15 protein-coding genes, 1 tRNA gene and 2 pseudogenes are annotated in these 18,338 nt (G+C 69.5%); 11 read left to right on the top strand and 7 right to left on the bottom strand.

Annotated features, from left to right (window positions below; all coding sequences use genetic code 11):
• Positions 1 to 89: 89 nt before the first annotated feature.
• Positions 90 to 1,394, bottom strand: coding sequence for a sensor histidine kinase (locus tag OG758_RS28755; RefSeq protein ID WP_326712601.1), 1,305 nt, complete (start codon positions 1,392 to 1,394; stop codon positions 90 to 92).
• Between the two features lie 166 nt (positions 1,395 to 1,560).
• Here OG758_RS28755 and OG758_RS28750 point away from each other — a divergent pair.
• From OG758_RS28750 to OG758_RS28720, 7 genes and pseudogenes are all read left to right on the top strand, one after another.
• Positions 1,561 to 2,419, top strand: a pseudogene (locus tag OG758_RS28750) (hypothetical protein).
• Positions 2,420 to 2,446: 27 nt separating this feature from the next.
• Positions 2,447 to 2,518, top strand: a tRNA-Gln gene (locus tag OG758_RS28745).
• Between the two features lie 117 nt (positions 2,519 to 2,635).
• Positions 2,636 to 4,084 (top strand): bifunctional UDP-N-acetylglucosamine diphosphorylase/glucosamine-1-phosphate N-acetyltransferase GlmU, encoded by a 1,449-nt coding sequence (gene glmU, locus OG758_RS28740; RefSeq protein ID WP_326712600.1) that lies wholly within the window; start codon positions 2,636 to 2,638, stop codon positions 4,082 to 4,084.
• 119 nt (positions 4,085 to 4,203) lie between these two features.
• Entirely contained in the window at positions 4,204 to 5,181 is a 978-nt protein-coding gene (locus OG758_RS28735) for a ribose-phosphate diphosphokinase (protein ID WP_266563317.1), read from the top strand.
• A 179-nt stretch (positions 5,182 to 5,360) separates the two neighbouring features.
• On the top strand, positions 5,361 to 5,945 hold the full coding sequence (locus OG758_RS28730) for a 50S ribosomal protein L25/general stress protein Ctc (protein ID WP_326712599.1): 585 nt from the start codon (positions 5,361 to 5,363) through the stop codon (positions 5,943 to 5,945).
• Between the two features lie 100 nt (positions 5,946 to 6,045).
• Positions 6,046 to 6,642 carry an aminoacyl-tRNA hydrolase gene (gene pth / locus OG758_RS28725; RefSeq protein WP_227295189.1) on the top strand — a complete coding sequence of 199 codons (597 nt, stop codon included), beginning with the start codon at positions 6,046 to 6,048 and terminating at the stop codon, positions 6,640 to 6,642.
• A 95-nt stretch (positions 6,643 to 6,737) separates the two neighbouring features.
• Entirely contained in the window at positions 6,738 to 7,193 is a 456-nt protein-coding gene (locus tag OG758_RS28720; protein ID WP_326712598.1) for a hypothetical protein, read from the top strand.
• A 31-nt stretch (positions 7,194 to 7,224) separates the two neighbouring features.
• On the opposite strand, the gene ppc is transcribed toward OG758_RS28720, so the two are convergent.
• Positions 7,225 to 9,963 carry a phosphoenolpyruvate carboxylase gene (gene ppc / locus OG758_RS28715; protein WP_326712597.1) on the bottom strand — a complete coding sequence of 913 codons (2,739 nt, stop codon included), beginning with the start codon at positions 9,961 to 9,963 and terminating at the stop codon, positions 7,225 to 7,227.
• A 274-nt stretch (positions 9,964 to 10,237) separates the two neighbouring features.
• Between ppc and OG758_RS28710 the strand changes: the two genes are divergently transcribed.
• Together OG758_RS28710 and OG758_RS28705 are read left to right on the top strand one after the other, a co-directional pair.
• Entirely contained in the window at positions 10,238 to 11,233 is a 996-nt protein-coding gene (locus tag OG758_RS28710; RefSeq protein ID WP_326712596.1) for an acyl-CoA desaturase, read from the top strand.
• Positions 11,230 to 11,913, top strand: a complete 684-nt coding sequence (locus tag OG758_RS28705; protein ID WP_266563305.1) for a TetR/AcrR family transcriptional regulator — start codon at positions 11,230 to 11,232, stop codon at positions 11,911 to 11,913. The genes OG758_RS28710 and OG758_RS28705 overlap by 4 nt, the downstream gene beginning before the upstream one ends.
• 27 nt (positions 11,914 to 11,940) lie before the next feature.
• Here the strand turns inward: OG758_RS28705 and OG758_RS28700 are convergent, their stop codons facing one another.
• From OG758_RS28700 to OG758_RS28690, 3 genes are all read right to left on the bottom strand, one after another.
• Positions 11,941 to 13,629: a multicopper oxidase family protein gene (locus OG758_RS28700; protein WP_326712595.1), complete on the bottom strand. Its 1,689-nt coding sequence runs from the start codon at positions 13,627 to 13,629 to the stop codon at positions 11,941 to 11,943.
• 87 nt (positions 13,630 to 13,716) lie between these two features.
• Entirely contained in the window at positions 13,717 to 14,082 is a 366-nt protein-coding gene (locus OG758_RS28695) for a VOC family protein (protein WP_326712594.1), read from the bottom strand.
• Entirely contained in the window at positions 14,082 to 14,873 is a 792-nt protein-coding gene (locus OG758_RS28690; protein ID WP_326712593.1) for a trans-aconitate 2-methyltransferase, read from the bottom strand. The genes OG758_RS28695 and OG758_RS28690 overlap by 1 nt, the downstream gene beginning before the upstream one ends.
• Positions 14,874 to 14,962: 89 nt before the next feature.
• Between OG758_RS28690 and OG758_RS28685 the strand changes: the two genes are divergently transcribed.
• Positions 14,963 to 15,460: a MarR family winged helix-turn-helix transcriptional regulator gene (locus OG758_RS28685; protein WP_100596154.1), complete on the top strand. Its 498-nt coding sequence runs from the start codon at positions 14,963 to 14,965 to the stop codon at positions 15,458 to 15,460.
• Here OG758_RS28685 and OG758_RS28680 read toward each other — a convergent pair.
• Positions 15,422 to 16,232: pseudogene (locus OG758_RS28680) on the bottom strand (LuxR C-terminal-related transcriptional regulator); the annotation flags it as partial. The gene OG758_RS28685 and the pseudogene OG758_RS28680 overlap by 39 nt on opposite strands.
• A 266-nt stretch (positions 16,233 to 16,498) precedes the next feature.
• Here OG758_RS28680 and OG758_RS28675 point away from each other — a divergent pair.
• Positions 16,499 to 16,954, top strand: coding sequence for a GNAT family N-acetyltransferase (locus OG758_RS28675; protein WP_326712591.1), 456 nt, complete (start codon positions 16,499 to 16,501; stop codon positions 16,952 to 16,954).
• A 210-nt stretch (positions 16,955 to 17,164) separates the two neighbouring features.
• Here the strand turns inward: OG758_RS28675 and galK are convergent, their stop codons facing one another.
• Positions 17,165 to 18,337: a galactokinase gene (galK, locus tag OG758_RS28665; protein ID WP_326712590.1), complete on the bottom strand. Its 1,173-nt coding sequence runs from the start codon at positions 18,335 to 18,337 to the stop codon at positions 17,165 to 17,167.
• Between the last annotated feature and the right edge of the window lies 1 nt (position 18,338).

The raw sequence follows: 18,338 nt of genomic DNA, 5'->3' as shown, positions 1-18,338 counted from the left end.
CGACACCCGGCGCGGACCACCGCCCGCGAGGGGAAAACCCACAGCCTCAAGCGCCCACAAGCAGCGGCGCAGCCCTACACCCGCACCCCCTAAGCCGCGGGCAACACAGCCGACACCCGATACCCACCCGCATCGGTCGGCCCGCACACGAAGACCCCGCCCAGGCCCGTCACCCGCTCCTTCATGCCGACGAGCCCGTTCCCCCCGCTCGGCAACCGCACATCCGACGCCGGATCCGCGTCCGGCGGCGGCTCGTTCTCCACCTGCATCGCGATCTCCGACACCCGGTGAGCCAGCCGCACATACGTCTTCGCGCCCGCCGCATGCTTGTGCACGTTCGTCAGCGCCTCCTGCACCACCCGGTACGCGGCCTGCTCCACCGCCGCGACATACGACCGCATATCGCCCTCGACGAGCAGCTCCACCACCATGCCCGCAGCCCGCGACTGCCCCACCAGCTCATCGAGATCACCCAGAGACGGCCCGTCCTCGTCATCGACGGCACGCGACGCCGCAGCCGCGGCCGCCACCCCCACCGCCGCCAACGGCACCGCAGCGCCCGGCTCACGCCCGCCACCACCGGACCGCATCACACCGAGCATCTCCCGCAACTCGGTCAACGCCTGCCGCCCCATGTCCCCGACCAGCGCCGCGTTCTTCACGGCCTTCTCCGGATCCTTACGGGCCACCGCCTGCAACGCCGCCGCATGCACCACCATCAGACTCACCCGGTGCGCCACCACGTCATGCATCTCCCGTGCGATCCGCGTCCGCTCCTCACCCCGCGCCCACTCGGCCCGCTCCTCCGCGCGCTCCGCGAGCAACTGAAGCTCCCGCTCCAGCGAATCGTTCCGCTCCCGCAGACTCTCCATGAGACGCCGCCGCGCACCGACATAAAGCCCCAGCAGCAACGGCGGAGCGGTCACACCCAACGACGTCGTGATGGCGACGAACGGAACGAACCAGTCCCCCACCCGCACGAGATTCCCGTGCCCCATGTCCTGCTGCGCCCGCACCACCGACACGATCAGCGTCCCGACGAACGACATCCCCGCCAGGGCCCCGATGATCCGCCGCGGCATCTCGGACGCGGCCAGCGTGTAGAGACCCACCACGCTCAGCAGCACACCCATCCGGGCCGGAGTCACCGCGACCCCGACCAGCACCACCGCGATCGGCCACCGCCGCCGCAGCACCAGCATGGCCCCGGCAAGCACACCGAAAACAACGCCCACGGCCGCCGGCACCCCGGCGTCCCGCGCGAACCCGACCCCTTCCACCCCGCACTCCGCCGCCGACGCGACGGCCAGCCCGACATCGAGCACGGCACTACGCCGCCGCTCCCACCACCACGGCCCCCCGGCCGCCCGGTGCATTTCCCCCGTCGTGGTCATGTCGTCCAGCCTACGGGCGCGAGGTGCCCGATTTCCGGTGAGTTTCCGCGCCGCCCTTCACCACAGTCCGCGTTCGAACAGAAGCGAAACCAACCGGCATCCCTCGAACTGTTGGCCCATATGCAAATACGACCCACCCGAGCTCATCCCGAACGAGCCTGCGCCTATGACACAGACCACAGGCAAATACACGGACTTCGAGGGACTGCGGGAACGGGCGGTGGCGCTGCGACGCGAGGGGTTGAGCCTTCGGCAGATCGCCGACGAACTGGGGGTGCGCAGCAAGGAGACCTTGAGCCGCCTCGTCAGGGGCGAACCTCCGGCCGAGCGGGAACCAGCGCCCCAACGCAAAAAATGATCTACGGGCTCAGGCGCGGGACCTGCGTCGACTGGGACGGACGTACAACGAGATCCAGGCCGAGCTGGGCTGCTCGAAGAGCTCGGTCTCGCTCTGGGTACGGGACATGCCCAGACCCGAGGCCAAGTGCACGCCCGAGGAGCAGCGCGCCCGCATGAATGCGGGCCTCGCCCAGCTGCGCGCCACTCAGGAGAGCGAGCGCCAGGAGACGAAGCGTGAGGCCGCAGAAGCGGTCGGCCCTCTCTCCGATCGCGAACTCTTCCTGACCGGCGTCGCTCTCTACTGGGCCGAAGGCGCCAAGAGCAAGTCCTATCGCCGCTCCGAGGTGCTTCAGTTCATCAACAGCGACCCCGACGTGATCCGGCTCTTCGTGCGCCGGCTCGAGGTGCTCGGCGTCACCGCCGACCGCCTGACACTGTGCGTCAGCATTCACGAGTCGGCCGACACTGCCGCAGCGGAGACACACTGGGCGGAAGTTGTCGGCGTCGACGCTTCCGCATTCAGCAAGCCCACGATCAAGAAACACAACCCTCGAACCGTCCGGAAGAACACCGGCGAGAACTACCACGGCTGCCTCGTGATCTATGTCCGCCAAAGCGCCGAGTTGTACCGTCGCATGGAAGGCACTTGGTACGGCATAGTGTTGGGAGCCCGGCCGACAGCCTGACGAAATGTCCGACTTAGGCCGTTTCCATCCCCCGTGGTGTAATTGGCAGCACTGTGGCTTTTGGTGCCATCTGTCCGGGTTCAAGTCCTGGCGGGGGAGCTCACGGAGTGGCGCGGCCCGGCGGGCCCGCAAGGCCCGCCCCCATTTCGCGCCCACAACGCCCCGGTATCCTGCGGATGTCCACCCCACACAGCATCCGAAGCCGAAGGGCCACCCGTGAGCGCCAATTGCCCGGCCGCCGTCGTCGTTCTTGCAGCGGGTGAGGGCACCCGTATGAAGTCGGCCACACCCAAAGTCCTGCACGAGATCAGTGGCCGCTCCCTCGTCGGGCATGTGCTCGCCGCCGCGCGGGAGTTGAGTCCCGAGAACCTGGTCGTCGTCGTGGGTCACGAGCGGGACCGGGTGCGTGAGCACCTCGCCGGGATCGATCCGGACGCCCGTACCGCCGTGCAGGAGCAGCAGAACGGCACGGGGCATGCCGTGCGCATGGGGCTCGAGGAGCTCGGTGGCGCTGTCGACGGCACGGTGATCGTGGTGTGCGGTGACACGCCGCTGCTGACCGGCGAGACGCTGAAGCACCTGTCGGCGACGCACACCGGTGACGGCAATGCGGTGACGGTGCTGACGGCCGAGGTTCCGGATGCGACCGGTTACGGCCGGATCGTGCGGGACGGTGCGTCGGGTGAAGTGACGGCGATCGTGGAGCACAAGGACGCGAGTGAGTCGCAGCATGCGATTCGTGAGATCAACTCGGGTGTGTTCGCGTTCGACGGTGCGCTGCTGGCGGATGCGCTGGGCAAGGTGCGTACGGACAACAGTCAGGGCGAGGAGTACCTGACGGATGTGCTGGGGATTCTGCGGGAGGCCGGGCACCGTGTGGGTGCTTCGGTGGCGGCGGATCACCGTGAGATCGCGGGTATCAACAACCGTGTGCAGTTGGCGGAGGCGCGTCGGACGCTGAACGAGCGCCTCCTTGAGCGGGCGATGCTCGCGGGTGTGACGATCGTGGATCCGGCGTCGACGTGGGTCGATGTGACGGTGGGGTTCGAGCGGGACGCGATCGTGCATCCGGGTACGCAGCTGCTGGGTGAGTCGTGGCTGGGTGAGGGTGCCGAGGTGGGGCCGAACACGCGGCTGAGGGACACGAAGGTCGGTGCGGGGGCGCGGGTCGACAACACGGTGGCGGACGGTGCCGAGGTGGGCGAGGGGGCGTCGGTGGGTCCGTTCGCGTATCTGCGGCCGGGTACGCGGCTGGGTGTGAAGGCCAAGATCGGTACGTACGTGGAGACGAAGAACTCGACGATCGGTGAGGGTACGAAGGTGCCGCATCTGTCGTACGTGGGGGACGCGACGATCGGTGACTTCACGAACATCGGTGCCGCGAGTGTGTTCGTGAACTACGACGGCGAGAGCAAGCACCACACGACTGTCGGGTCGCATTGCAAGACGGGTTCGGACAACATGTTTGTGGCGCCTGTCACGGTCGGGGACGGTGCGTACACCGCTGCGGGGTCTGTGATCACGAAGGATGTGCCGGCGGGTTCGCTGGCCGTGGCCCGTGGCCAGCAGCGGAATATCGAGGGTTGGGTGGCCCGTAAGCGTCCGGGGAGTGCGGCTGCGAAGGCGGCTGAGGAAGCGTCCCGGGAAGCCGGCAGCGAAGGCTGACCGGAAACAGGTGCGTCCGACACGGCGTACCGTGATAGGTGCACACGATTCGGCTGCCTCGCTGCTAATGGGACGAGCGGGCGCAGCGGCGGAAGAACGCGTCTGAGGAGACAAGTGCTGTGAGCGGGATCAAGACGACCGGCGAGAAGAAACTGATGCTCTTCTCCGGCCGCGCCCACCCCGAGCTTGCCGAGGAGGTCGCGCACGCTCTCGGTGTCGGGATCGTTCCGACCAAGGCATTCGATTTCGCCAATGGCGAGATCTATGTCCGCTATCAGGAGTCCGCTCGCGGCGCCGACTGCTTCCTGATTCAGAGCCACACGGCTCCGATCAACAAGTGGATCATGGAGCAGCTCATCATGATCGACGCGCTGAAGCGTGCGTCGGCCCGCTCCATCACGGTGATTGTGCCGTTCTACGGTTACGCCCGTCAGGACAAGAAGCACCGTGGACGTGAACCGATTTCGGCGCGTCTGGTGGCGGACCTGATGAAGACGGCGGGTGCGGACCGCATTCTGACGGTGGATCTGCACACGGACCAGATCCAGGGCTTCTTCGACGGCCCGGTCGACCACCTGTTCGCGCTGCCGATCCTGGCGGACTACGTGGGGGCGAAGGTCGACCGCGACAAGCTGACCGTCGTCTCTCCCGACGCCGGCCGCGTGCGCGTCGCCGACCGCTGGTGCGACCGCCTCGGCGCGCCGCTGGCGATCGTGCACAAGCGTCGTGACAAGGACGTGGCGAACCAGGTCACCGTGCACGAGGTCGTCGGTGATGTGAAGGGCCGCGTGTGTGTCCTGGTCGACGACATGATCGACACGGGTGGCACGATCTGTGCCGCGGCGGACGCGCTGTTCGCGCATGGTGCGGAGGACGTCATCGTGACGGCGACACACGGTGTGCTTTCGGGTCCGGCGGCGGACCGTCTGAAGAACTCGAAGGTGAGCGAGTTCGTCTTCACGGACACGCTGCCGACGCCGGGTGAGCTGGAGCTGGACAAGATCACGGTGCTGTCGATCGCGCCGACGATCGCGCGTGCGGTGCGTGAGGTCTTCGAGGACGGTTCGGTGACGAGCCTGTTCGAGGAGCAGGCGTAGTCGCACTGAGGCTCTTCTAGATCGATTTTGGGGCGGCCTTCCCGCCGGGTAGACTCACGGAGTTGCTCGGCGAGGGAGGCCGCACTGTTATGTGCGGCGGTCCGTTATCGACGCGCTCTTCGTAGCAGGCCCGTTCGTGGCCGGGTGACCACCTTTCCCCTTTTCTACGAGGAGTGCACATGGCTGAGATCAAGCTTGCCGCCGAGATCCGTACCGAGTTCGGCAAGGGTGCTTCCCGCGCCATCCGCCGTGAGAGCAAGGTTCCCGGTGTCATCTACGGTCACGGCGCCGAGCCGGTTCACGTGACGCTGCCGGGCCACGAGCTGCTGCTCGCCCTGCGTACCGCGAACGTCCTGCTGTCCCTGGACATCGACGGCAAGACCGAGCTGGCGATCCCGAAGGCCGTCCAGCGTGACGCCATCAAGGGTTACCTGGTCCACGTCGACCTCCTCACCGTCAAGAAGGGCGAGAAGGTCACGGTCGAGGTTGCGGTCGAGACCGAGGGTGACCTGGCTCCGGGCAGCTTCCTCGTCGAGAACGTGCTGAACACGCTCTCCGTCGAGACCGAGGCCACGCACATCCCGACCTCCGTCACCGTGTCCATCGCGGGCCTGGAGGGCGGCGACGCCATCCACGCCAAGGACGTCACGCTGCCGTCCGGTACGACCCTGGTCACGGACCCCGACGCGGTCGTCATCCAGATCCTGGCCGCGCAGGCCGAGGAGCCGGCTGCCGAGACCGAGGCCGAGGGCGCCGAGGCCTGAGCCGTACGCTCTGCTTGACGGGGTGGCGGGCCACTGCGGCCCGCCACCCCGTTTTTTCATGTTCGTGTCCGTCTGTTGTACGTGAGGAGACGCGGTCCCGATGACGACCGATGCCACTGCCCCCTGGCTCATCGTGGGTCTCGGGAACCCCGGGCCCGAGTACGCGATGAACCGGCACAACGTGGGCTTCATGGTGGCCGATCTGCTCGCGGAGCGGATCGGCGGCAAGTTCAAGCGGGCCGGCAAGGCTCAGGCGCAGGTGCTCGAGGGGCGGATCGGTGCGCCGGGTCCGCAGAACCGCCGGGTGATCCTGGCGAAGCCGATGTCGTTCATGAACGTGTCGGGTGGTCCGGTGACGGGTCTGCGGGACTTCTACAAGGTGCCGGTCGGCAACATCGTGGCGATCCATGACGAGCTGGACATCGACTACGGAACGATGCGGCTGAAGCTGGGCGGTGGCGACAACGGGCACAACGGTCTGAAGTCGATCACGAAGTCGATGGGTGCGGACTATCACCGGGTGCGGTTCGGGATCGGGCGTCCGCCGGGGCGTATGCAGGTCGCGGACTTCGTTCTGAAGGACTTCTCGTCGACGGAGCGCAAGGAGCTGGACTACCTGGTGGACCGGGCGGCGGACTCGGTGGAGTGTCTGGTCACGGAGGGCCTGGAGCGGGCGCAGAGCGCGTACAACTCCTGAGTTCACCGGGCATCTCGACAGGTCACGGGGCATCTCGCCCGGGGCCTGCCGGCTCTTCTTGACTCCTCGCGGGGCCATGGCCAAGGATCGCCGCCATGCTCTCGTACACCCGGCGGGCCGCGATGACGGTCGTGGCCCTGCTGATCCTGATCGCGGGCGTCCGGGCGTCCTGGGCGTCGGCTCAGCACGTGATGCTCGCCAAGGGCCGTGAGCGCGGCACGATGACGGTGACGCGGTGCACCGACGACACGTGCACCGGCCCTTACGCGCCCCTGTCGCCGGGTTCGCAGCCCCGCGACCGCGTCGTCATCGACCGGTCGATCGCGGAGAAGAAGGGCGCGCGTATCCCCGTGGTGGTGAAGCCCGGGACGGGCGAGGTGGTGCGGACGGGGGCCGCGGGGTTCTTCCACGCGTGGGTTCCCCTGGGCGGTGCGCTGCTGCTGGCCGCCGTGGTGATCGCGGGCGGGCTGCGTCTGACGCGCTGGGCATGGGTGACGGCAGCCACCGGGGTCGCGTTGCTGAGTGCCGCGTTCGCGACGCTCACCTGGTGAACTGCCGTCGTCCATCGTCCGGTCGGAGTGATCAGCCCGTGTTGCGCAGGCCCGCCGCCACTCCGTTCACGGTGAGCAGGAGCGCCCGCCCGAGCAGCGGGTCCGGCTCGGAGCCGGCGGCCGCGTCGTCACGCTGGCGCTTGAGCAGGGCCACCTGGAGGTACGAGATCGGGTCCAGGTAGGCGTCGCGGATCGAGAAGGTCTGCTGGAGCACCGGTTGCGTGTCCAGGAGTTCCTGGCCGCCGGTGATGCGCAGCACCTCTCGTACGGTCAGCTCGTGCTCCGCCTCGATGTCGGCGAAGACGTGCTTGAGCTCGTCGGGGACGAGCGTGTCGACGTAGTGGCGGGCGATCCGCAGGTCCGTCTTGGCGAGCGTCATCTCGACGTTCGACAGGAAGTTGCGGAAGAAGTGCCACTGCTCGCTCATCTCGTCGAGCACGCTGCCGAGACCGGCCTCGCGCAGCGCCTTGAGTCCGGAGCCGACGCCGAACCAGCCGGGCACGATCTGCCGCGACTGGGTCCAGCCGAACACCCACGGGATGGCGCGCAGGCCGTCGAGCGAGACGCCCGAGCCGGGGCGGCGGGAGGGCCGGGAGCCGAGGTGCAGATCGGCGAGCTGGTCGACCGGCGTGGAGGCGAGGAAGTACGTCGGCAGGTCCGGGTCCTCGACCAGCTTGCGGTACGCGGCGTGCGCGGCGTCGGAGACGACGTCCATGGCCGCGTCCCAGCGGGCGAGGGCCTCGTCGGACTGGCGGGGCGCGGTGTGCAGGGCGGATGCCTGGAGGGTGGCGGCGACGGTCAGTTCGAGGTTCTCGCGGGCCAGGGACGGCACGAGGTACTTGTCGGAGATGACCTCGCCCTGCTCGGTCACCTTGATCTCGCCCTCGAGGGTGCCCCACGGCTGGGCGAGGATCGCGTCGTGCGAGGGGCCGCCGCCGCGGCCGACGGTGCCGCCGCGGCCGTGGAAGAGGCGCAGGCGCACGCCGTAGCGGTGGGCGACGTCGCGCAGTCGGCGCTGGGCGCGGTGGATCTCCCACTGGGAGGTGGTGATGCCGCCGAACTTGGAGGAGTCCGAGTAGCCGAGCATGACTTCCTGGACGTCGCCGCGCAGGGCGACGAGGCGCCGGTAGGACGGGTCGGCGAGCATCTCGTCGAGGATGACGTCGGCGGCGCGCAGCTCGTCGGTGGTCTCCAGGAGCGGCACGATGCCGATCTTGGCCCAGCCGCCGTGCAGGTCGACGAGTCCGGCCTCGCGGGCGAGGACGGCGGCGGCGAACACGTCGTCGGCGCCCTGGCACATCGAGATGATGTACGACTCGATGACCTCGGGTCCGAAGACGTCGAGGGCGCGCTTGACGGTGTGGAAGACGCCGAGGGTCTTCTCGCCCGCGGCGTCGAGGGGGGCGGGCGAGGGGGCGAGGGGCCTGCGGGACCTGAGTTCCTTGGCGAGGAGCTTCTGGCGGTACTCGCGGGGCATGTCGGCGTAGCGCCAGGACTCCTCGCCGAGCCGGTCGAAGAGCTGGCCGAGGGCGTGGTGGTGGGCGTCGGCGTGCTCGCGTACGTCCATGGTGGCCAGCTGGAGGCCGAACGCGGCGAGCGTGCGGATGGTGCGGTTCATCCGGCCGTCGGCGAACAGTGCGCCGCGGTGCTCGCGCAGGGACGTCTGGATGAGCGTGAGGTCCTGGAGGAGCTCGCCGGTGCCGAGGTAGTCGCGGCCGTCCACGTGCGCGGTGCCCCTGGCGAGGCGCTCCTTGGTGTTCTCCAGCTTCTGCCGGATGCAGGTGGCCTTGAGCCGGTAGGGCTCCTCGGCGTTGAGGCGCTTGTAGCGGGGGCTGATCTCCGGGAGGCGCTCCAGGTCGTTCTGGAGGGAGGCGAGGAGTTCCTCGGTGGCGCCGGTGTAGCGGATCGAGTTCGACAGGAAGCCGCGCAGCTCGTCGATGAGCTCCAGGGCGTCGTTGATGCCGTGCTCGTGCTGGAGGATCAGGACGTCCCAGGTGACGGCGGGGGTGACGTTCGGGTTGCCGTCGCGGTCGCCGCCGATCCAGGTGCCGAAGGTGAGGGGGCGGGTGGCGGCGGGCAGGGTGACGCCGACGCGCTCCAGCTCGGCGGTGAGGTCCTCGAGGACGTCACCGACGGCGCCGGCGTGCAGCTCGTCGAGGTAGTAGATCGCGTTGCGTGCCTCGTCGGTGGGCTCGGGCCGCACGACGCGCAGTTCGTCGGTCTGCCACACCAGGTCGATGTTCTCGGCGAGGCGGGTGTCGTAGCGGCGGCGGTCGGCCTCGATGACGGGGGTCTCGAGAAGTGCGGCGACGCGGCGCAGCTTGTTGAGGACGGAGCGCCGGGCGGCCTCGGTCGGGTGGGCGGTGAACACCGGCCGTACGTTCAGGTTCCGGACCGTTTCGCGCAGGTGGTCGGCGTCGGCGTCCTTGAGGCGGTCGGCGGTGCGGGCGAGGAGGCCGCCCTCGGCGGCGCGACGGGCGCGCAGCTCGCGGCCTCGGTGGACCTGCTCGGTCACGTTCGCCAGATGGAAGTACGTCGAGAAGGCGCGGACCAGCTTGGCCGCGGTCTCCAGTTCCGTGTCGCCGAGCAGGCGGGCGGCGGCTTCGCCGTCCTCCCGGGTGAGGCGGCGGACCTTCTCGACCAGTTCGAGGAGCTCGGGGCCCTCCTGGCGTACGAGTGTCTCGCCGAGGAGGTCGCCGAGTCGGCGGATGTCGGCGCGCAGCTCGGCGCTGGAGGTGGCCTCACGGCTCTGGTCGTCGGCACTGCTCACAGGTGCGGCTCCTTGCAGTGTTGAAGCACGTCTGGGAGGGAAACCCGGGATCCGGGTATGAGTTCCCGGGTGGAGATACAGAGCGGACCGCGCTGTCCGACCGTTTCCAAGGATAGGTGTCCGCCCGGTCGGGCCGTTTCCGGGCCTCTTGCCGCTGGCCTGCGCGCTGCCATACTTACGACGCCGTAGGTTACGCACGCGTAGTAAAAGTTCTCCGTACACCCCCCAGCACCACATCCCCGTTCTCGACCCTCGACCCCACAGGGGACGCCCCATGACACCAAGCCCCGATCTGATCGATGACGCCCCGGACGCGTCGTCGAGTGACTCGACCGGCGCTCCGCTGCCCTCCGCCACGCTCGGCGGTGAGCAGAAGCGTTCGCTGGAGCAGCTTGCGCTGCTGCTCTTCATCACCGTCCCGTTCCTGGCGCTGGTCGCGGCGGTGCCGCTGGCCTGGGGCTGGGGTGTGAGCTGGCTCGACCTCGGCCTGATGGTGTTCTTCTACTACCTGGGCTGCCACGGCATCACGATCGGCTTCCACCGGTATTTCACGCACGGTTCCTTCAAGGCGAAGCGGCCGCTGCGGATCGCGCTGGCCGTCGCCGGCTCGATGGCGGTCGAGGGTCCTCTCGTGCGCTGGGTGGCGGATCACCGCAAGCACCACAAGTTCTCCGACGCGGAGGGTGACCCGCACTCGCCGTGGCGGTTCGGCGAGACTCTGCCCGCGCTGATGAAGGGCTTGTGGTGGGCGCATATCGCCTGGATGTTCGATGAAGAGCAGACGTCGCAGGAGAAGTACGCACCCGATCTGGTGAACGATCCCGCCATAAGGGCGATCTCGCGCCAGTTCATTTTCTGGACGATGCTCTCGCTGGCTCTGCCGGCGCTGATCGGCGGTCTGGCGACGATGTCGTGGTGGGGCGCGTTCACCGGGTTCTTCTGGGGCTCGCTGGTACGGGTGGCGCTTCTGCACCACGTCACGTGGTCGATCAACTCGATCTGCCACGCGGTGGGCAAGCGCCCGTTCAAGTCGCGTGACAAGTCCGGCAACGTGTGGTGGCTGGCGGTCCTGTCGTGCGGCGAGTCGTGGCACAACCTGCACCACGCGGACCCGACGTCGGCGCGGCACGGTGTCATGCGCGGCCAGGTGGACTCGTCCGCGCGGCTGATCCGCTGGTTCGAGCAGCTGGGCTGGGCGCATGACGTGCGCTGGCCTTCGAAGGAGCGGATCGCCTCCCGCCGCAAGCCGCAGGCCGCTGACGCGGCATGATGGAACACGTGGCGACCGATCCGAACACTGCGAGCCCAGCCGGCAACAACAAGCCCCGGCGCGCGCGCCGCACCCGGATGACCGGTGCGGAACGCCGCCAGCAACTGCTCGAGATCGGTCGCACCCTCTTCGCCGCGAAGGGCTTCGAGGGCACGTCGGTGGAGGAGATCGCGGCCAAGGCCGGGGTCTCCAAGCCGGTGGTGTACGAGCACTTCGGCGGCAAGGAGGGCCTGTACGCGGTCGTCGTGGACCGTGAGATGCGCCAGCTCCTCGACATGGTGACCGGCTCGCTGACGGCCGGGCATCCGCGGGAACTGTGCGAGCAGGCCGCCTTCGCGCTCCTCGACTACATCGAGGAGTACACGGACGGCTTCCGCATCCTCGTCCGCGACTCCCCCATCCCGCAGTCCACGGGCTCTTTCGCCTCGCTGATCTCCGACATCGCGACACAGGTCGAGGACATCCTGGGCCGCGAGTTCAAGAACCGCGGCTTCGACCCGAAGCTGGCGCCGCTGTACGCGCAGGCGCTGGTCGGCATGGTCGCCCTGACGGGCCAGTGGTGGCTGGACGCCCGTAAGCCGGAGAAGGCCGAGGTCGCGGCGCACCTGGTGAATCTGGCGTGGCACGGCCTGGACGGCATGGAGGCGAACCCGCACCTGATCGGGCGGCGCAAGGCTTAGACCGCGTCGCGGTCCGGGACTTCGCCGTCACTTCTGGTAGCCGAGGATGGTCATCATCCCGGATTCGGAGTGGTACTGGTTGTGGCAGTGGAGCATCCACAGGCCCGGATTGTCGGCGTTGAAGTCGATGACGAGTTTGCGGTGCGGTCGCACGTAGGCGGTGTCCTTGCGGGCTCCGCATGCGTCGATGCCACTGAGGGCGAAGGTATGGCCGTGCAGGTGCACGGGGTGCCACATGTCGGTGGTGTTGATGAGGGCCAGGCGGACCCGCTCGTCCTCCCGGATCGGGCGGCGTTGCTCGATGGAGTAGGGGCGGTGATCGAAGCCCCAGTCGAATCTCCTCATGCCGCCGGTCAGCTTGATGCGCATCTCGCGGTCCGGCCGGCGGTCGCTGAGGGCTACGGAATCCTGGGGCACGAGGCGTGTGGCCGGCACGATCCGGCCGTCGAGCTCCTGCGGATGTACGCCGGGCCCGGGGGCGCCCCCGCTGCCGGTGCGCAGGACGGCCAGGGCTTTCGCGCCCTTGCCCTCGGCCAGCGCGACCAGCGGGAACACCCCGTCCTGTGCGGTGATCAGCACGTCGTAGCGTTCGGCCATGCCGAGCAGCAACGCGTCCGTCTCCATGGGTTCGACCGGGTAGCCGTCGGTGTGCGTCACCGTCATCGTGTGGCCACCCAGTGCCACCCGGAAGGCCGTGTCGCCTCCGGCGTTGATGATGCGCAGCCGGACGCGGTCCCCGGGGCGGGCCCGGAAGACCGAAGGAGCCTGCGCGATGCGGCCGTTGACCAGGTAGAACGGGTAGTCGACATTGCCGCCCGCACTGTGCAGCAGACGGCTGCCGGAGTGCCGTAGGACGCGGTCGGGGCCGGCGGGCCTGCCGCGGCCCGAGGTGTGCGCGCCGCCGGACCTGTCGCGACCGGAACCGTCACCCTCGGCGCCCTCCCCCATGTCCATGCCCATTCGCGCGCTGCCGTGGTGCAGCTGTGCGAGCACGCCGTCCGGGGTGGAGCCGCCCACGCCGTCGACCCAGTCGTCGAGGACGACTACCCACTCCTTGTCGTAGGACAAGGGCTCACTGGGGTCCTCGACGATCAGCGGGGCGTACAGACCGCGGTCGAGTTGCAGTCCCGAGTGCGAGTGCATCCAGTACGTGCCCGGGTGCGTCACGGCGAAGCGGTAGTGGAAGTCCGCGCCGGGCTGGATCGAGTTCTGGGTCAGGCCCGGTACGCCGTCCATGTCGCAGCGCATTCGGACGCCGTGCGAGTGCAGGGTCGTCACCACGGGCAGGTGGTTGGCGAGCGTGAGATCGAGGACGTCGCCCGCGGTGATGCGGACCTCCCTGCCGGGCAGCGAGTCGCCGTACGCCCATGACCTGACGGTCGGCCCGCCGAGGTCGAGGGACGTCTCGGCGGCGGTGAGCGTGTACCTGCGGAGGGGGCCGGACCCACGGGCCCGCTCGGCAGCGAGGACCTCGGGATCGGACGGGTTCACGTATCCCTCGGGCCCCTTGGGGACGAAGGGGCGTCCGCCGTGATCCGAGAGGCCGGTCCGCGTGTGCGAACCGGCCTCGGGACGGGGAGCGGACTCCGGGTGAGGAGTCAACCCGGAGTGAGGAGCCGCGGAGTCGGCCCCGGAACCGGAACAGGCTGACAGGGCTGCCGAACCGACGGCCGCGAGCGAGGCAGCGATCACGTTGCGTCGCGTATGTGTATTCATAACCAAATAACACATGCTTCGCGATGATATGTCCGTGCACCGAGGCGGCGTGTCCCGCCACCGGACCGGGTCTCGGCTCACGCAGGCTCAGGGCGCGATCGGTTCGAGGAATTCGAGCCGGTTGCCCACCGGGTCGTCGGCGTAGAACCGGCGGTGACCCGGCAGGTCCCCGTCCCAGGTGATCCGCACACCGTGCGCCGCGAGCCGCGCCGCGTAGGCCTCGATCCCCGTGACCCGCAGCCCCGGGTGGGCCTTGCGGGCCGGCCGGAAGTCCCGCTCGATCCCCAGGTGCAGGCGCACCTGGCCCGCTTCGAACCAGCAGCCGCCGCGCGCCGCCAGCGCCGGGGGCTTCGGCGTCTGAGTCATCCCGAGCGCGTCCCCGTAGAACCGGCGCAGCGCGTCCTCCGATCCCGCGGGGGCGGCGAGCTGTACGTGGTCCAGGGCCCGGAGCATCAGGCGTCGGCCGGCTTGCGGGCCACCGCGAAGAGGCGGCGGAAGGGGAAGACCGTGCCGTGGGGTGTCGCGGGGTAGGCGGTGCGGAGCAGGGCGCGGTAGGCGGTCAGGAATGCGTCGGTGGCCTCCGGATCGTCCGCGAGGGCGGTCAGGACGGGGCGCAGGCCCGTGCCCTTGACCCAGTCGAGGACGGGGTCCTCGCCCTGGAGGAGATGCAGATACGTCGTCTCCCAGACGTCCGCGTGGCAGCCGAGCGCGGTGAGCTCGTTCAGGTACTGCTCCGGGGTGTGGACGGCGTCCGCGTGGCGCAGGGTGTCGCCGAGCCGGTCCCGCCACCGCGCCGACTGTGCGAGTTCGCGCATGAGGACGTGGCTGGGGGCGTCGAAGTTGCCGGGGACCTGGAAGGCGAAGGTGCCACCGGGGGTGAGGCCGGCGAGCCACTCGGGGAAGCGGCCCGTGTGGCCGGGGACCCACTGGAGCAGGGCGTTGGAGACGATCAGGTCGAAGGGCTCGCCGGGGGTCCAGGTGGCCGCGTCGGCTGGGGCGAAGTCGAGCAGGTCGGTAGCGTGGGCGGCGGCCTTCTCCAGCATCTGCGGGGAGTTGTCGTAGCCGGTGATCCTGGCCTTCGGCCAGCGCTCGGCGAGCAGGGCGGTGACGTTGCCGGCGCCGCAGCCGAGGTCGGCGATCCTCGCGGGGGCGCCCTGGACGCGGGCGAGGAGATCGGCGAAGGGGCGTGTGCGGTGGTCCGCGTGCCGGAGATACTGCTGGGGGTCCCAGGTGGGTGCGCTCATGGCGGCCAGGATCCTCCCGGATTTATCTCGATGTCAAGATAGTTGAATTCAAGAGACTTCATGTCGAGGGACCCACTAGACTGATCGTCATGGAGGACGAGGTCGACCGGCTGGTCGCAGCGTGGCGTCGAGAGCGCCCTGACCTCGACGTGGAGCCCCTCGAGGTGCTCAGTCGGGTCAGCAGGCTGGCGCGTCATCTTGACCGGGCCCGGCGCCTGGCGTTCGCCGAGCACCAGTTGGAGCCGTGGGAGTTCGACGTACTGACGTCCCTGCGGCGGGCCGGCGCCCCCTACCAGCTCTCCCCCGGACAGCTCCTCACGCAGACCCTCGTCACCTCCGGCACGATGACGAACCGCATCGACCGGCTCGCCAAGAAGGGTCTCGTCGAGCGCCTCCCCGACCCGAGTGACCGGCGGGGCGTCCTCGTCCGGCTGACGACCGAGGGGCAGGACCGCGCCGACCAGGCACTCGCCGGCCTCCTCGCACAGGAGCGGGCGATCCTCGCGGAGCTGTCCCGCACCCAGCGCGGTGAACTGGCGGGCCTGCTGCGGCAGTTGACCGCGCCGTTCGACAACATCCCCGGCTAGGGCCCCAGCCGTACGCGTTCCCCTACGACGCCGCTTCCAGGTCCGCGGGCCCGACCCCGGCCCTGCGCGCCAGAGCCACCGCCGCGAGCGTGGAGTGCACCCCGAGCTTGCCGAGCACGTTCTGCATGTGCGTACGGACCGTGTGCGGGGACAGGAAGAGGCGCTCGGCGACCGCCTTGCGGCCGAGACCCGCGACCATGCAGCGCAGCACCTCGCGCTCCCGCGGCGTCAGGGACTCCACCAGGCGCTCCGAATCGGTGCGGTGCTTGCGGGCCGCGGTCAGCTCCCGCAGGACGCTGGTGAGCAAGGCGGGCGGCAGATGCGTCTCGTCGCGCAGGACGCCCCGGATGACCGTGAGCAGCCGCGAGAGCGAGCAGTCCTTGGCGACCCAGCCGGAGGCGCCCGCCTGGAGCGCGAGCGCCGCGCGGCGCGGGTCGTCCTTCTCGGCGAGGACCACCGTCCGGACGGTGGGCTGGCCCGAACGGACGCCCGCCACCAGGGAGATCCCGTCGACCAGGCCGTCCTGGCCGGGCGCCGCGTCGGGCACGGCCATCGCCGGGCGCGGGCCGTGCAGGGCCGCCCCCAGGTCGGCGTCCACGAGGAGGACGTCGAAACGGCGCCCTTCCGCAGCCGCGCGGTCCATGCAGCGCAGTGCGGCGGGGCCGCTGCCGGCCGCGGACACGTCCACGTCGGGCTCGGCGGCGAGAGCCGCGGCGAGCGACTCGGCGAAGATGCGGTGGTCGTCGACGACCAGGACTCGGATGCGAACCACGTGTATAACCCCCTCCCCCAAGCTCCTCGCGGAGCAGGGGATTCCCCGGCGCCGGGAGGCTGTCCGGCACGGGTACGGCGCCCGAAGAGGCAGGTCGACGCGGTCGCACGGCCGCCGCCGTACTCGTACCGCCACCCCCACTCCGGGCGCGTACCCGGCTGTCTCGCCCCCTGAACAGCACCGGCCCCCACCGGCGCTGCCCCTCAGAGTAGGGCTGCGCGCCAGGAGCGGAAGGCAATTTGCAGAACTGATTGGCCCGCGCGTTTATGGTGAGGCGTATGTTTCGTATTGAGACAGAAGTCGACAAACAGCGGCGCGATCTTCTTCACTTCCGGCTGCGTGAGGCGAATACCGCGGCGTCGGCGGAGCTCAGGTCGCTGCGCGGAACGTCCGAGGACCGCGAAGTTCCGCTCCAGGTATGGGCGTTGGACGAGAGCGGCGAGATCGCCGGCGGCCTGGACGGACACACCTGGGCGACCTGGCTCCACGTGAACCTGCTCTGGGTGGACGACCGCCACCGCACGAAGGGCCTGGGCTCCCGCCTCCTCGCAGAGGCTGAACGCATCGCCCACGAGGACCGCGCCTGCCGCGGCGCCCGAGTGGAGACCTGGGACTTCCAAGCACCGGGCTTCTACCGCCAGCACGGCTACGAGCTGGTGTGCGTGATCCCCGACTACCCGCCAGGTATCAAGGAGTTCACCCTCACCAAGCGGCTCGACTGAACACACCCGGCCCACCCGAGGAGACCTGGGCCCGTGCGCGGAGCGCACTATGAGACACAGCCAAGCGCCTGGCTTCTACCGCCAGCACGGCTACGAACTCGTGTGCGTGATCCCCGACTACCCGCCAGGGATCAAGGAGTTCACCGAGTTCACCCTCACAAGCGGCTCGGCTGATCCCCGGCCGTCCGCCGGGGATCAGGGAGCTCGCACCTACGAAGCCGCTGGAGTGAGTCTGTGGGCTCCTGCTGACGGGACCGCCGGGAAGACTCGTGGCGCCGTGCAGCCCGCCGCGGCGAACGCCTCTGTGATCGACTTCGTCACCGCGTCCGCGTCCGGTTCCTCCACCAGGACGATCGCCGAGCCGCCGAAGCCGCCGCCGGTCATCCGGGCGCCGAGCGCGCCCGCCGCGTTCGCGGTGTCGACGACCAGGTCCAGCTCGGCGCAGGAGATGCGCAGGTCGTCGCGGAGCGAGACGTGGCCCTCGGTGAGGACCGGGCCGATCGCCCGTACGTCGCCGGCGTCGAGGAGCTCGATGACCCGCTCGACGCGGTGGTCGTCGCAGACGATGTGGCGGACGTAGCGCACGATCCGCTCGTCGGTGAGGTCCGTCAGCTCGGCGAGCGCTTGAGGCAGTTCGGCGTAGGACACGTCGCGCAGGTGGGAGACGCCGAGCGCGCGGGCGCCCTCTTCGCAGCCCGCGCGGCGCTCCGCGTACGCGCCGTCGCCGAGCTCGTGCTTGACGCGGGTGTCGACGACGAGGAGCTGGAGGCCGTGGGCGGCCAGGTCGAAGGGGACCTGGCGGACGGACAGGTCGCGGCAGTCCAGGTGCAGGGCGTGGCCCTCGGTGGCGCACGCGGACGCCATCTGGTCCATGATCCCGCAGGGCACGCGCACGAAGTCGTTCTCCGCACGCTGCGCGATCCGCGCCAGCTCGGGCCCGGTGAGCCCCAGTTCGAACAGGTCGTTGAGCGCGAGCGCCGTGACGACCTCGAGCGCGGCCGACGAGGACAGGCCCGCGCCGGTCGGCACGGTCGACGCGAGGTGGATGTCGGCGCCGGTGACGGTGTGCCCGGCCTCGCGCAGCGCCCATACGACGCCCGCCAGGTACGCGGCCCAGCCGCCCTGCCCGAACTCGGAGAGCGGGGTCAGTTCGTCGGCCCGCAGTTCGGCGATCGGCGCGTCGATGTCCGCGGAGTGCAGCCGCAGGATGCCGTCGGTACGGCGCGCGACGGCGGCCACCGCGGTGTGCGGCAGCGCGAGCGGCATCACGAAGCCCTCGTTGAAGTCGGTGTACTCGCCGATGAGGTTCACGCGTCCGGGCGCGGCCCAGACTCCCTCGGGCTCGTATCCGTACAGTTCGCTGAACTGCGAGGCGACGGACATG

It is taken from the genome of Streptomyces sp. NBC_01474 (assembly GCF_035918215.1).
Taxonomy (GTDB): Bacteria; Actinomycetota; Actinomycetes; order Streptomycetales; family Streptomycetaceae; genus Streptomyces; species Streptomyces aureus.
The sequence above is the reverse complement of the archived record's forward strand: the minus strand, read 5'-3'. Positions and strand labels throughout refer to the sequence as shown.